Annotated in this window: 10 protein-coding genes; 4 read left to right on the forward strand and 6 right to left on the reverse strand. The window is 36.6% G+C overall.

Features of this window, described 5'->3' with window-relative positions; genetic code table 11:
- Nucleotides 1-21: 21 nt before the first annotated feature.
- The 3 genes from KMW37_RS03030 to KMW37_RS03040 all read right to left on the reverse strand — a co-directional run bounded on the left by KMW37_RS03030 (nucleotide 22) and on the right by KMW37_RS03040 (nucleotide 5,346).
- Nucleotides 22-3,465: a SusC/RagA family TonB-linked outer membrane protein gene (locus KMW37_RS03030; RefSeq protein ID WP_215223107.1), complete on the reverse strand. Its 3,444-nt coding sequence runs from the start codon at nucleotides 3,463-3,465 to the stop codon at nucleotides 22-24.
- A gap of 59 nt (nucleotides 3,466-3,524) precedes the next feature.
- Entirely contained in the window at nucleotides 3,525-4,574 is a 1,050-nt protein-coding gene (locus KMW37_RS03035) for a FecR family protein (protein WP_215223108.1), read from the reverse strand.
- Nucleotides 4,575-4,728: 154 nt separating this feature from the next.
- On the reverse strand, nucleotides 4,729-5,346 hold the full coding sequence (locus tag KMW37_RS03040; RefSeq protein WP_215223109.1) for an RNA polymerase sigma factor: 618 nt from the start codon (nucleotides 5,344-5,346) through the stop codon (nucleotides 4,729-4,731).
- A gap of 275 nt (nucleotides 5,347-5,621) precedes the next feature.
- Here KMW37_RS03040 and KMW37_RS03045 point away from each other — a divergent pair, with 275 nt between their 5' ends.
- The 3 genes from KMW37_RS03045 (at nucleotide 5,622) to KMW37_RS03050 (ending at nucleotide 8,529) form a co-directional block, all read left to right on the forward strand.
- Nucleotides 5,622-6,854 carry a glycoside hydrolase family 88 protein gene (locus KMW37_RS03045; RefSeq protein ID WP_215223110.1) on the forward strand — a complete coding sequence of 411 codons (1,233 nt, stop codon included), beginning with the start codon at nucleotides 5,622-5,624 and terminating at the stop codon, nucleotides 6,852-6,854.
- A gap of 96 nt (nucleotides 6,855-6,950) precedes the next feature.
- A complete protein-coding gene (locus tag KMW37_RS22385) occupies nucleotides 6,951-7,256 on the forward strand; it encodes a glycoside hydrolase family 20 zincin-like fold domain-containing protein (protein ID WP_246581304.1) in 306 nt (101 codons plus the stop codon).
- The gene (locus KMW37_RS03050) at nucleotides 7,225-8,529 is read left to right on the forward strand and encodes a beta-N-acetylhexosaminidase (RefSeq protein ID WP_246581305.1); all 1,305 of its coding nucleotides are present in this window, start codon (nucleotides 7,225-7,227) and stop codon (nucleotides 8,527-8,529) included. The genes KMW37_RS22385 and KMW37_RS03050 overlap by 32 nt, the downstream gene beginning before the upstream one ends.
- A gap of 80 nt (nucleotides 8,530-8,609) precedes the next feature.
- Here KMW37_RS03050 and KMW37_RS03055 read toward each other — a convergent pair whose 3' ends face one another.
- Both KMW37_RS03055 and KMW37_RS03060 read right to left on the reverse strand, forming a co-directional pair.
- Complete coding sequence (locus tag KMW37_RS03055) at nucleotides 8,610-9,485, reverse strand: 3-keto-disaccharide hydrolase (protein ID WP_215223111.1); 876 nt, start codon at nucleotides 9,483-9,485, stop codon at nucleotides 8,610-8,612.
- Between the two features lie 100 nt (nucleotides 9,486-9,585).
- Nucleotides 9,586-11,181, reverse strand: a complete 1,596-nt coding sequence (locus tag KMW37_RS03060; protein WP_215223112.1) for a PAS domain-containing sensor histidine kinase — start codon at nucleotides 11,179-11,181, stop codon at nucleotides 9,586-9,588.
- Between the two features lie 600 nt (nucleotides 11,182-11,781).
- Between KMW37_RS03060 and KMW37_RS03065 the strand changes: the two genes are divergently transcribed.
- A complete protein-coding gene (locus tag KMW37_RS03065; protein WP_215223113.1) occupies nucleotides 11,782-12,522 on the forward strand; it encodes a LytR/AlgR family response regulator transcription factor in 741 nt (246 codons plus the stop codon).
- 160 nt (nucleotides 12,523-12,682) lie between these two features.
- Here the strand turns inward: KMW37_RS03065 and KMW37_RS03070 are convergent, their stop codons facing one another.
- On the reverse strand, nucleotides 12,683-14,794 hold the full coding sequence (locus KMW37_RS03070) for a hypothetical protein (RefSeq protein WP_215223114.1): 2,112 nt from the start codon (nucleotides 14,792-14,794) through the stop codon (nucleotides 12,683-12,685).
- Nucleotides 14,795-14,906: the final 112 nt, after the last annotated feature.

Raw genomic sequence — 14,906 nt, forward strand, 5'->3', positions numbered from 1 at the left:
TGGATTTTGTTTGACCCGCATTTAGAAAGAAAGGTTTATGCCCATCGCTACAGTACCAAAGAATGGGTAATCTGCCCGAACATTATTCGAGTTTTCCGGATCAAATACCCCATTGAACACACCCATTTTAGTAAAAGTCAGTACATCCTGCCCAGTGATAAAGACTCTGGCACGATTAATTTTCACTCGCTCGATTACAGCAGCAGGCAATGAATATCCCAATTGGAAATTCTTTAGTCTCACATAACTTCCATCTAATACCCAGCGATCAGAAGGCAAGTAATTATGGTGTCCATTTAAATATGGTCTTGGGAAAGCTGCATCTGTATTTTCTGTACTCCAGTAATCCTGATGATGTTTCATGGGCATAAACCAAGTCTGGCTCAATGGCATAATCATATCCCTTGTAGGCATAAAACTCCTCTTGCCTACACCTTGGAAAAAGAGCGAGATGTCAAAATTCTTCCACTGAGCAGAAGCATTTACCCCAAATAGATAACGCTGCTGGTTAGTACCTAAAAGCACCAAGTCTCCCGAGTCATCTGTAGTACCGCGGCCTACTGTGATTCGGTCGTCTCCATCTTGATTTACATAATGGATATCTCCAGTACTAGTTCTGTTATCTTGGAAAGGTGCTGCATCCACTTGGTCTTCTGAACTAAAATACCCTGGCATGGTTTCATAACCCCAAATAGTATTTAGAGGAAAACCTTCTATGATGCTGTTATTTCCTGCATTAACCACATTCCTTCCTGCATACTCAACCAACTCATTTTGGTTATCAGAAAGATTAAACCCCACATTATAGCTAAAATCTTCGCTAACTCTATTCCTATAATTCACTTCCAGTTCCCATCCCCAAGATTTGAGCACTCCATTATTGATTTTAGGCGTTCCTACACCAAAAGTAGCCGGAAGCTGCAGTGGTGTTAGCATATTTCTATTATGCTTAACATAGTAGTCAAAGTTCATTTGGAGTTTATTCTCTAGCAAACCCAAATCAAGTCCTCCATTCCAAGTTTCAATGGTTTCCCATGAAAGACTGGAAGATGGCACACTGCTCTCGTAAAAATAAGTTGTTCGGGTCTCATCTGTACCTAGAACTAACCCTGATCCTCGTGAAAGGAGACTTAAATAGTCATAATACCCTATTATATTTCCTCCCAAAGCACTACCTAACTGACCCCATGAACCCCTTAGCTTAAACTCAGAAAAGAAAGGTAGGGCATTTCCAAAAAATTCTTCCCTATGCATATTCCATCCCACAGAAGCTGCTGGAAAGACTTTGGTCCTAAGGTCAGGAGCTAGCCTAGAGCTTTCATCCATCCTGATAGTAGCTTCAAAAAGAAATTTTTCATCAAAACTGTAATTCACCCTACCAAATACAGATTGATTAGCATAAGTATTGATACTTTGATTGGTCACCTTGGTATTATCGTCTCCTAAATTAAGAGAAGGCAAATCATTACTAATAAGGTTTGTAGCTTGTGAATAAAGCCTTGTCCATCTAAAATCTTCCCATTGATAACCAGCCAAAGCATGGAATTTGTGCATTTCTCCTACTTTCAGATCATAATCCACCAACATCTGGAAACTGGTATTGATGGTATTATCCTGAGTCAGCTGGTAACCATTTGGATTGTTCAGGATATAGGCTGGATTATCTCCTCCTCTATCCCAAAGCTCTACGGTTCTAGCAAACCTTTGTCTGTCCGTACGTCTATATTGACGTCCAAAAATAGACCTAATTGTCAGCCCCTTTACTACATCTTTTAGCGTTCCTGTAAATACCCCATCAAAATCATTTCTTGTAGAATTATCATATCCACCTTGTGTCAGATAGGCATAGGTATTATTTCCTGAAGATCCCGCTCCTCCAAAAAGCCGTCCATCGGGCATAAAGACAGGAAATCGTTGACGTGCTTGATAGACTTGCTGCAAAAGGCCATATCCACCAGCCCCTCTTGATGGCGCTTCAGTATGATGATTAGCATAAGAAATTCTGGAATCCAATGAAAGGTGCTTGGTAAGCTGGGCTCCTAAATTGAACCGAGCATTATACCGCTCGAAACTATCCGGACCAACCTTAAACACCCCTTGCTTATTATAATATCCCAAAGACACTAAATAATTAAGGTTTTCTGCTCCTCCGCGCGCACTTAAATTATGGGTTTGCATTGGGGAAGTCTTTCTTAGCACCTGCTCCCTAATACTCCTCTGGTTATAAGTCACCCATTTGTTAGGGTTAGTCTCACTTGGCACGAACTCCACTCCGTCACGGATATACTGTAATGCCTCTTCATTATATTCTGCACCTACCCCGGCATTTGATCTGGCCAAGTTGGAGTAAAGAGCCTCATCAAGTAGGCTTAATCTTTCTGGCACATTCAGCGCCCATTCGGTACCTATTTGGTTGGAATACTCAAAAGTAGTCTTCCCTTTTTTGCCCACTTTGGTAGTTACCAAGATCACCCCACCAGCGGCTTGAGCGCCATAAATAGCTGCGGCAGCAGCATCTTTTAGGACTGTTACCGATTCGATATCATTTGGATTGATGGTTTGAAGGGTAAACAGAGGCGCAGGAACTCCATCTACCATCAATAGCGGATTTACGGCACCATTCGCTGAAGTGACACCCCTCACTTGAATACCGATATTTTCATTGCCTGGCTGACCTCCTGTACGGGTAATATTTAGTCCAGGAGTGGTTCCCTGCAAAGCATTGGCCACATTTGCTACAGGCCGATCTTCTAAGGCCTTTGAATCTACTGTTGAAACAGCTCCTGTCAAATTAGCCTTTTTCTGCGTACCATAACCCACCACCACTACTTCTTGTAAGTCAGACATATCCTCAGACAAGGTCACCGCAATCGACTCTTTTCCTGCCACACTCACCTCTTGCGCATCAAATCCTATAAATGAAAAAACCAACACAGCATCTTCCGCTATATTTTCAAAGGAAAATGAACCATCTAGATCTGTTACCGTAACTCTCTTTGTGCCTTTCACTATAATGTTCACTCCTGGAATAGGCATCCCTGCTTCATCCAAGACCTTTCCAGAAACAGACCTTTCCTCAACCTCCTTCGGTTTTGTAATAGAATTTTTTGGTACTACATGAATGGTGTTGTTTACTTGGGTAAATTTCAGGTTATAATCTCTGGAAAGTTCCTCGAGCACCTTCAAAAGAGACTTTTTATTGGCACTAATCGTGACATTTCTTTCTTTCGAAAGTTGTTCCTCTATAAAAGCCACATGAAAAGCCGTTTTCGCTTCAATGTTTTTGAGCACTTCAACGACACTGACATCTTTCATTCTTATGGAAACTTTTGCGCTTTCTAAATCCTGCTGCCTGTTGAGGCCAGCATAGGCATATTGATGTGCAAGGATATTATAATGGACAATAAGAAAAGCCATCATAAACATCCCTACAAACTTAATTCTAGACTGTAGGTATTTTTTCATATTCAAATGATTCGTGTTTAATATGGATTACACATTTTTGGGTTATTGTATATATATATTTAGCTAAATATCTTTATCTGCTTACCGTTGATTTCAAATTGAAAATCCAATACCGTGGCCATGCCAAACAGTACATTTTCTAAGCTTTGATTATCATACTTCCCGGTATATTTTTTCTTCAAATCAATTTCAGATGACACCTGAATATCCACTCCATACCATCTCTCCAAATCCTCAAAAACTTGTTTAAATGATTTGTCCTCAAAAGCCAAAACACCATCTTTCCAACCCAAATGATATATTGGAGTATAACTGGATTTAATCAACCGCCCTGATTTCAGATCAAGTCGAGTCATTTCTGATTTGGTGATTATTTCTGAATATCCTTCCCTTGAATCCACCGCTACCTTTCCTGTGGCAACAGCTACTTCAAAACGATCAGAATTGGGATAACTCAAAATATCAAAAGAAGTCCCCAACACTTGGACATCCATTTTTTCTGTTCTCACTATAAAAGGAACCGCTTCATTCCTAGTCACTTCAAAAAATGCTTGCCCTACTAATCTTACTTCCCTTATCGAATCAGAAAAAACGTTCGGAAACTCTAACTTACTAGAGGAATTTAGTTTCACTAGTGTACCATCCGGCAAATAGAAACTTGACTTTGTTCCCTTTGAAGTCTTCTTACTAATCATTTTTTCAATGGAAACTGGGGGAGTTTCCCTTATTTCTGGTGCAAACAAATTAAAATAATGGGCGGTCAAAATAGCGATGATTACAAAGCAAGCTGCAAGCAATGTCTTGCTAGTCCATTTGCTATCTGATCCTTTGAAATCTTTTCTTAATTTCTTCATCTTACCATTCTTCTCTGCATACAGCATGATCTGGTCCATCATCTCTTTCTTCTCTCCTATTTCCAGACCAAAGGTCATTTTTGGCTCAATAGCATTCACTACTGCCTTTATATCTTTGAGCACAGGAGCCTTTTCAGGATTAGCCACCACCCATTCTTTCCAGTATATATCTGATTCTTTATGTGGAGCTATTAACCATTGGATGAATTTTTCATCTTCAAGCAGCTCTTTAAAAACATCATCTTTGAAAGCCATATCTTACAAATCCTTTTTTAGGAGTCCTTTGTAAGGAGAGAGGATAAAACCAATAAAACGACCACGTCTCTTTACTGATTTTTTAAAAAAAAATTTTAATAGGTAAAGAAATACACCTCTAGAGTGCTAAGATCAAGATAAAAGCAGAAAAAAATTATCTCAAAAGATCGAAAATGATTATCGTCTGTAGTAGCTGAGACTTAAATGGGCTCAATGATTCCGAAAGTTTGTTTAAGCCTCTGTACATCATCGTCCTAACAGTCTTCGCATTGGCCAAGCCCATGATCTCTGCAATCTCTTCATAAGGTAGCCCTTCAAAAAACCGCATCATAATAATTTCCCTTTGTCTTACAGGCAAATCATTGCAATGTTGCTCCAACAGTTTTTTTTGATCCAAAGAAAGTTTGGAATCAATAAAATAAGAATTGGCATCTACTGATATAAAAAACGCTTCCTCTTCTTCAGGAAACATATCCACTTCTCTTCTTTCCTTTTTTAATATCTCCAGCAACTTTCTCCTCAAGCAAGCAAACAAATAGGCCCTGACTGATTTGGCTGGACTTAATTTATCACGATCATCTATCAGCTGAAAAAATATATCTTGAATGGCATCTTTAACTAAAGACTTATTTCTAGTAAACTGTCTGCCATAATTATACAATCGATCAATATTATTGGAATATACCTCAGCAAGAGCCTGATCATCGCCTTCCAAAAAAGCTAACCACACTGTTCTTTCTCTGTCTAGGATTTCTTTCGTCACACTACTCATCTATTTTAAAGATTATTTTGGCATCATTCCAAATTCATTCAAGCTAAAAAAACAAAAATATTTGGTAGATCAGGCAAATTATACAATAAAGGGGATAACTAAATCTTCATACCTTCGAATTATTAACATTAAAGCAATAATCGAACAAATTATAAAAATAAATCTATTTCAAAGTGGTCTTTTATAAAAAAAAGCCTCTACTAATACAGGATCTGTGAAATTTTATCAAATTAATCTATCTTGCAGTCCAACATAGACAATTAATAACATCACTAATGAAAACAATTATTAACTTATTTTCACTTGCTATTTTTAGCATGGCTGCATTACTTAGTTCTTGCAGCAGCAAAGACACTTCTGAAAAAAAGGAAACTTCTCCTAAATCTTCTATTACCAAGCAATTCATAAAAAACAATATTGATTTTTCTGTAAAACAATACCAACACCTTAGCACCTTGGTTCCAGAAGACAAATTGCCCAGAACCTACAATAAAGAAGAGAACAAGCTAATTACATCTGGCACATCTTGGTGGACTTCAGGTTTCTATCCTGGAACTTTATTGTACTTATTCGAAATGTCAGGTGATTCTTCCATGTTGAAATTGGCGGAGCAAAAACTTGAAATCCTAGAAAAGGAAAAAGAAAATAAAGGCACACACGATTTGGGCTTTATGCTTTATTGTAGCTTTGGCAATGCTTACAGAATAACAGGAAATGAGCACTATCAAGATATTATGCTTGAAGGAGCAGAATCCCTTGCAACTAGATTCCACCCAGAAACCGGTTTAATAAAATCTTGGGACCATGGCAAATGGCAATACCCTGTAATCATTGATAATATGATGAACCTGGAGTTTTTATTCTGGGCAGCCAATGCTAGTGGAAATGAGGATTTCAAAAATATAAACCTTTCTCATGCCGACAGCACAATGAAACATCATTATAGAAAGGATTACAGTTCTTTCCATGTGGTAGATTATAGCATCGAAAATGGCCAACCAGTAGGTAAACAAACAGCTCAAGGAAAAGCTGATGATTCTGCATGGTCCCGTGGTCAAGCGTGGGGATTATATGGTTACACCGTCATGTTTAGAGAGACCAAAGACCCCAAGTACTTAAACCAAGCAGAACATATTGCTGACTACACCCTCAATCATCCTAATATGCCTGAAGACCTTATTCCATATTGGGATTATGATGCTCCTGCTTCGGACAGCACTTTACGAGATGTATCCGCAGCAGCTGTTAATGCTTCAGCATTATTAGAATTGAGCAAATACACACAAGATTCAAAAAAATCAAACAGCTATAAAAATGCAGCCGAAAAAATGTTAATTAGCATGTCTTCAGCACCATATATTGCTGAGGAAGGACAAAACGGAGGCTTCATCCTTAAGCACAGTGTAGGTTCAATTCCCCATAATTCTGAAATTGACGTTCCATTAACTTATGCCGATTATTACTATATCGAAGCGTTAAAAAGGTATCAAGATTGGTTTCTAAATTAATTTAAATCATAGAAACACCTTCAATGCTGACATCAACTATTACTGTTTTTGTCAGCATTTTTTTTTCAACAAACTACAACCCAAAAGGAAATCGGTATGAAAACCTTTAAACTAATATTTCTTTTCAACCTTCTTTGTCAACTTGCCCTGGCGCAGGTGATTCCTCCCATCATCCCTGTTCCTTATTCATTTGAAGGTGGTAGGGATATTTTTACCTTAAATGAAAACACTCCCATCCAATACTTGGATGAGAGCTTAAAAGATGAAGCTCATTTTCTTCAAAAAGAACTTTTAAGAAAAAACAAGCTACCACTTTCATTGACAAAAACTAGTAAGGCCCCAGCCCTCCATACTTCTAAACATATCCTCATTGGGGGAGAAAACATATCAATTAACTATTGAAACCGACCAAATTCAAATCACTGCCAATGATGAGGAGGGTGTATTTCATGGAATGATCTCCCTTCTACAAATCATCGATCAATCCGAAGTTAATGACAATGGATTGTCCATACTAGGTTGGAAAGTTAAGGATAGCCCTCGGTATGGTTGGAGGGGATTTATGCTTGATGAATCCAGGCACTTTTTCGGGGTAGATAAAGTAAAGTCAATTTTAGATTGGATGGCTTATTACAAGCTCAACAAATTCCACTGGCACCTAACAGATTCACCAGGATGGAGAATAGAAATCCAAAAATATCCAAAACTGGCCTTAGTAGGGGGAATCGGTAACCATGGGAATCCATATGCACCAAGTCAATATTACACGCAGGAAGAAATCAAAGAAATAGTAAGCTATGCAAATGAAAGAAAAATAGAAGTCATTCCAGAAATAGATATGCCTGGACATGCTACGGCGGCTAATAAGGCCTATCCAGAATTTAGCGGTGGAGGATCCGAAAAACACCCTGAATTCACCTTTCACCCTGGCAAAGAGGAAACATACCAGTACCTCACTGACATACTTCGTGAAATAAACGCCCTGTTCCCTAGTCAAATGATCCATTTGGGAGGAGATGAAGTAAGTTTTGGTAATCAACAATGGGCAAGTGATCCATTTATCAAGGATCTCAGGCAGCAACAGAACTTGAGCAACTTAAAAGAAGTGGAAGACTATTTCATAAAAAGGATGGCCGACTCCTTGTTCTCTCTCAATAATAAAATCTTGGCATGGGATGAAATGGCTGAGGCTGGATTACCAACCGAAAAAAGCATCCTATTATGGTGGAGACATGACAAACCAGAACAGTTGCTTAAACTGCTCGAAAACAATATCTCTACTGTAATATGTCCTAGAATACCTTTATATTTCGATTTTGTCCAAGAGGAAACACATAGATATGGAAGAAAATGGGGCGGCAACTTCAACCCTCTTCAAAGCGTTTACGAATTCGATATTTCTAGATTAGACATCCCTGAAGACAAAGCAGATTTAATCTTAGGTCTCCAGGCTAATCTTTGGACAGAAACAGTGTCGAATGAGGAAAGATTAGACTTTCTGGTATTCCCAAGAATTGCTGCAATGGCCGAAGCAGTTTGGAGTCAAGAAAACAAACGAAACTATGAGGATTTCAGTCAAAGACTTAAAAAACACTTCAAATTATATAAAGATAGCGGGTTATATTTCTACGACCCTTTTGACCCTGACAATCATCCTGAACCGACTATCAAGTAGTTTTCTGATGCTAAAAAACTCTCTTTCAATTATATCAAAAAGGCTAAGTTTAATATCAGCTTAGCCTTTTTGATATAATTTTATTTATGTGTCTTTCTAGCTCTCAGCAAGCCTAACACTTCTTTAAGTTTGGATTGGTCATCCATATAAGGCGCTAAATCAAATAATTCAACAGTTCTAAAATCAATGGGATGGCTTTCACTTTGAAGAGAAATAAAACCTTCTTTAATCAGCTGACCGTCTTTCTTTACCGCTGGATCAAAGTTATCTACATTTCCACCCCCGATTTGCGGGTCGAAATAAGTCAAAACCGTATCCCCTTCTACAATATGATGAACTATTGAATCACCCAACACCAAAAAATCAGCTGAGACCCACTGTTCTCCGTGATAGGTTTTAGAAGAAGAGCTCACACAATGTGGAGTAAAAAGCTCGCCATCCATAACTACATTTGTGCCTGGCGTACAAAGATTACTTGTAGTTCGGTCATGAGTACCATCTCCACCCAAAAGCTGACCTTCAATTGAAATAGGGAAATTCTGATCAACCCCCATTGTTCTTGGATCCTGGCCATGAAGCATTGCTCCACTGTTCCTAAGTGCCCATCCTTCTCCTCCAGGAGCTTGCTCCCCAACAAATCTGTATTCTAAATGAAGTAAATAAGCAGAGAAGGATTTATCATAAAAGATATGTCCATATTGGTAATTAAAATCATCGTATTCATCATACCTGACCTTCATCATACCATCCTCAATACGGAAAGTATTTGCATAATTTTCATCCAATTCATGTTTGGCAATTTTAATCCTCCAGTTATCAAAACTCTCACCATTGAACAGGCTTTGCCATTCCTGATCAACCGCCTCTGCTGTAATGTTTTCCTTCTTATTGCCTGAACAGGCAAAAAAAGACATAGCAAATCCCATTACCACAATGGGCAAAACTAAATTCTTCATAAATGTATTTGTTAAAATATAATTCCTAAAAAGAAATAGAAAGAACTTTATGTTCAAAACATGGCTAAAGTACATAAAATAGGAATAGAATTAAAACCCATTATTTCTCAATAGATAAAGGAAGGTGAATAGTAAAAGTAGAACCTTTCCCTAATTCGGATTTAAAAGAAACTTTTCCACCTACTAACTCAATAAATTTCTGAGTAATCATCAGGCCTAGGCCAGATCCCTTTTCATATTTGTGCGAATTCGAAGCCCTATAAAAGGGTTTAAATAGGTTTTTCTTATCCTCATCAGAAATACCTTCTCCAAAATCCTGCACACACAGATTCAGTTCATCATCCAATAAATAGGTTTTGACAACTGGTTTCAAATCCCGGCTACCATACTTCAGTGCATTTTCAACCAGATTAAATAAAGACTGCCTGACCAAATCCTCATCTAAGGATATTTTAAAATCTTCCTGTAAATCAATATCTAAAAATATAAGATCTTGATCTAAATAGTTCTCAAGAACAGTGTTGAGGTAGTTGTTGAGATATTTCTTTTTTAATTTTACCTGAATAACACCTTGGTTAATTTTTTCTAGGTTCAATAAATTATTCAGCAAGGTATTCATTCGATCGGCCTCACCATTGATCCTTTTGAAATGCTTGTTAAACTTCTCCCTCGAAGGAAATTTATCAGTATTTCTTTCCAGTTCAATTTTACAGATCTCTACACTGGATTTAATTGTAGAAAGTGGCGTTTTAAATTCATGGGAAGTAATTGAAATAAACTGGGACTTTGAACTATTCAACTCCTTTTCTTTCTGTAAAGCAAACTTCTGAGTAGACTTTAGCTTTTCTTCCTTTGAAATATCTCTAGATACTGCTAATAATGCTTCCACATCTCCATTTTCATTTTTTATCGGACTAAAAACAGTATCAAACCAAAGCTTTTTCCCAGACTTGGTCTCAATTTCAAACTGACCTCTATTGTCTTGATTCGAAAATAAAGTAATTCTCTCTTTCCGACCATTTAAAAATTTGTCCAAAAACAGTTCCTTGTTATTTCTATCAGGACAAAATCCCAAAATCTCCCTAAAAGAAGAAGAGGAATAAATTGGTTCGAATTCCTTATCAAAAACACAAATTATATCAGTAGCCTCTTCTAAAAAATTAACAAAAGAATATTTTTTATCAGAAATCTCAGAAGACAACTTCTTAAATTGATAATCACCAGCCGACCTTAATATTATCCTCAAACAATTGACCGTATTATTCAAATACTTCTTTAGTTGATCTTGCCTAGTGAGTTTTGGCCCCATCATAACAAGCACTAAACACACCCCCTGTTTTATTCCTATTGAGCTCAGTGCATAAGTCCATTCCAAAATTTCATTCTTAGTGTCAAATTTCAATTTATCAAAAATCAATTCAACTCCACCATTGTTCAAATTGGACTTCCTAACAATTTTATTGATTATAGCTTTTAATGGGAATTTCTGTTCTGAAAATTCCGAAAAAAAGTAGCGAAGCACCTCGCCGTTTTTAGTATCAAGAAGAATTGATCCAACAAAATTTGAATCACTAGCTTCTTTAGCTAAGTCCAATACATCTTGAAATGAATCTTGAATATTTCCCTTTTCAAGGAACATTTGCTGCACCTTGAAAATTTGTTGAAAATAATATAATTCAAAATCGTTACTTGTCAATTTATGTCAGATTTAACATTTTAATTAAAAATGGGTGGCTATCTTTTATATCAAAACCAATATTTATCATCCAACTGGTGATTTTACAAAGGGCATTCTAGACTTTGGAACAAGATCGACCTACTTTTATACAATAAACATCCATCATAATATGTCGTAACCTCCCTCTCCTTAATCTCCAATATAACTATTACAGCTATTTTCATTATAAACTCTAGGTAAATAATAATTACTTAAATTTAATTATATGCTCATACCACAGTTTTATTTAAATCACAAATTTAGGATTTTTTTAAAAATTCAGTGCAATAACGAACATTTAACTACTTAAATTCGACATTTATAATGAAATAAATAAAAACTCAACCAAATATCAGGAATTGCACATTTAGTGAATTTCACTAGGGAATTTTAGTCATCTATAAAAACTATTCGTGTTGTAATTATTCAAAAAATAGACTAATATGCAGTAAAGTCCTTTAAACCCCAATAGTCAATTTATTAAAACCGATGTGCTACCTTGCTGTGAAATCTATTAATTCAAATAATTGAATTAAATATTTTTTTTAATTAAGGACCCGAGATTGCTTATTTTAAATTATGAAGAAACAAATACTGATCGTCGAAGATAACTTTGAGCTTGCTGACAATACCAAAGACCTATTAGAATCTGAAGGTTACGAAGTATGTGAAATCTTAGATTCTGAGAATAGAATAGAGGATGTGCTGTATGAAAATTCCCCAACCGCCATTCTTTTAGATATCCATTTAAATGGAGAAAGAAACGGCATAGACATAGCCCACAATATCCGCGAAAAATTCAATATTCCAGTGATTTTTTTCACTTCTGCGTCCGATAAGGAGACTATTGAGAAAGTAAAAGCTGTTTCTCCTGAGGGATATATTCTAAAACCCTTTACCAAGGACACACTTGTCACATCTCTAGAGCTAGCCATTAGTAATTTTGAGACAAAATCTAACAATAAAGTTTCTGAGCTTATTTTTCAGGACCGAATCATAAAAGGATCTATTTTCATCAGGGACAAGGGCTACCTTAAAAAGGTAAACATTCAGGAAATAGACTGGATAAAAGCTGATGGCTCATATACTCATATATGCACTGAAGACCAAACCATATATACTCTCAGAAATTTAATCAAGGAGGTGATCAATAAGCTTCCATCTGTGCTTTTCTGCAAAGTCAATAAGGCTTATATTGTTAATTTAGACAAAATTGAAGCACTAAACTCGAAAGAAATAATTATCAAGGGACAAAACATTCCAGTTGGAAGGAATTATTATCAAAACATATTATCAAGACTAAACCAAGTGACCCGATAAAAAAAACAATAAATAAGGGAGTTAATTCAAACCTATGGACTTTAGGATTAGCTCCCTTTTCCTTTGCATTAATCTGATGCTGAGATACAAAGGCGTTTTTCTTAACAAAGTTGGTTAGCAATTTACTATAGGTTTTAACAGGTAAAAGACTTTCAGCAGATCACCATATCACTTTTAATTTGAAAACATTCCCCCCATTTAAAAACAAACAATACACATATACACCTGACTGTAATTTAGGATTATCGTTCAACACAACATGAGACCATGGCTTGATTTCTTTTATTTTACTTTCATACACTTTGTTCCCATTTCTATCAAAAACTTTGATAATTAAGTCATTATATTTATTACCAGTTTTATTATAAAGCCTAGGTTTCTGATATACTGGATTTGGCGAAATCGAAAATTGGTAATGCAAAGGCTGTTCGAATTGAGCCCTAATAATTTTGGAGTACTCCAATTTTCCTTCTAGATCAATTGCTATTATTCTATAATAATTATTTCCAACAATGGGGTAATAATCCTCAAAATCAAATTTATCCTTCCCTACAAAATCATTTTCACAGTCAACTTCTCCCAAAGTCATCCAGATTTTATCTGAGCCAGACCTTTGTACAACAAATTTTTGCAGTCCCTGATCCAAATTCATCGACCAATTTAACCGAATCCCCGTTTCCTCTTTTTCAGCTTCAAATTCACCCCAACTTACTGGCAAGACCTTAAATACCTGCTCAACAGCTTGTGAACTTTTACAACCAGTCTCACCATTTTGAAGAATTAAATAAACATCATCGATTTCTTCATCTGCTATTAAACCTTCAATTTCCAAATTACCATTGGGCAATACACGATAAGTCACATTGTGATCCCCTTTATCAACCACCTCTTCATTTGAAATCTCAGGAACGCCTTCAGGATTAAAAGACCAGTAAAATTCAGGGGTTTCAATGCCGGTTTCAAGCTCCAAATACGGTTCTAACACTACTTTTTCCCCTTCGCCATACTCCGCTGAACTTGGCAGGGCTTGATAATCCTCCGTTTCCGGTACTTCAAAGGCTTCTATATCAATTGCAACTCTTGCTGACTCGAGTTCCTCCTCACATATATCTGATGTAGAAACATAATAAACATCATTTTCACTTATATTTTCCACTTCCAATTGTTCACCTTCCCCTAGAAACATACCGTTTTCATCATACCAACGAACAACCGAACCAGAGAAATCATCGGGAGAAATCACTAAATTTTGCCCTTTACAAACAGAATATTCGTTCCCTGAAATATCGAACGAGGGTTTTCCTAGAGTCCTTTCTACTTCATGAATATTCAAAGCCTCTAAAACATCAACATCTACTAATGACTCCACTTTTATTTCAAATCGATCAAAGGGAAAACCAGGACTTATAGGAAAAGTAACTTCCTCTCCGTCCATTAAGAGACCTAATAAATCTAGTTTTAATAAATCGAGTAATTCATCAGCCATAGCTCCTAAATCCTCATTATAGACCTCATCCTCACCATCATAAGCAATGAATGATAAATTACTAAAGAGTTCAAGATTGAGTAAAGAAGGATCCCCACTAATGGTAACCATGACTTCATCAGATTGATTTGAGGTATTTGAGAAATAAAAAAATTGACTCATACTTCCTGCTACGCCAGCTAAACCAGTACTAAGAGATGAAGTGGTCCCATCGTCCCCATCAATCGCATTTTGTGGAGAATCTATTACCCCCCCTCCTAATCCAAGTGCGTCCAGGCTTATCCCCTCACCATCATATGACACGAATTCTGGTGTATAATTACATCCATCTTCAAAATAAAACACATGGTAAACATCTAAAGTAAATTCTGTTTCCAGACTTACCAAAGCAGAAGACTTATTAATAATTTTAATGGATTTATACGATTCTTGTGGAACTATGCGGAAATAAAAATCACCATTTTCATCCATCACCACATTCATTTCCCCACTAGTTAAGCCACCATTTGAATCCTCATCTAGCACCTCATTTCCATCCTCATCATATGCTATTACTTGAATAATTTGCATACCTAAAGCAGTCCCCAATACACCTGATAGTAAATCCCCCAAAGTTCCTGACAATAGGGACTGAAAAAGATTTTGATCACCATCAACGCGGATATAAGTTGGGGTGTTTGCAGGAACTTCATTTTCATAGCCAATTTCAATGAAACCATCATAACTTCCTAGTCCTAACAAACCTCCTGGGCTACTATAAAGTCTAGCATATGACCCGTTTTCCATTAATGCATTTGAAGGAAATTCGGCAGTTTTCTTCAAACATGCTATTCCACAACTTATAACTTGGCTGTTGCTTACTAAATCTTCAGCATAAATTTTCCCATTATTACTAAAA

Source organism: Echinicola shivajiensis, from assembly GCF_018642165.1.
Taxonomy (GTDB): domain Bacteria; phylum Bacteroidota; class Bacteroidia; order Cytophagales; family Cyclobacteriaceae; genus Echinicola; species Echinicola shivajiensis.

What these genes read in the sequence shown, in the direction of transcription:
- KMW37_RS03030 (WP_215223107.1), bottom strand. Translation starts at nt 3,465, where the DNA reads ATGAAAAAATACCTACAGTCTAGAATTAAGTTTGTAGGGATGTTTATG.
- KMW37_RS03035 (WP_215223108.1), bottom strand. Translation starts at nt 4,574, where the DNA reads ATGGCTTTCAAAGATGATGTTTTTAAAGAGCTGCTTGAAGATGAAAAA.
- KMW37_RS03040 (WP_215223109.1), bottom strand. Translation starts at nt 5,346, where the DNA reads ATGAGTAGTGTGACGAAAGAAATCCTAGACAGAGAAAGAACAGTGTGG.
- KMW37_RS03045 (WP_215223110.1), top strand. Translation starts at nt 5,622, where the DNA reads ATGAAAACAATTATTAACTTATTTTCACTTGCTATTTTTAGCATGGCT.
- KMW37_RS22385 (WP_246581304.1), top strand. Translation starts at nt 6,951, where the DNA reads ATGAAAACCTTTAAACTAATATTTCTTTTCAACCTTCTTTGTCAACTT.
- KMW37_RS03055 (WP_215223111.1), bottom strand. Translation starts at nt 9,485, where the DNA reads ATGAAGAATTTAGTTTTGCCCATTGTGGTAATGGGATTTGCTATGTCT.
- KMW37_RS03065 (WP_215223113.1), top strand. Translation starts at nt 11,782, where the DNA reads ATGAAGAAACAAATACTGATCGTCGAAGATAACTTTGAGCTTGCTGAC.
- KMW37_RS03070 (WP_215223114.1), bottom strand. Translation starts at nt 14,794, where the DNA reads ATGGAAAACGGGTCATATGCTAGACTTTATAGTAGCCCAGGAGGTTTG.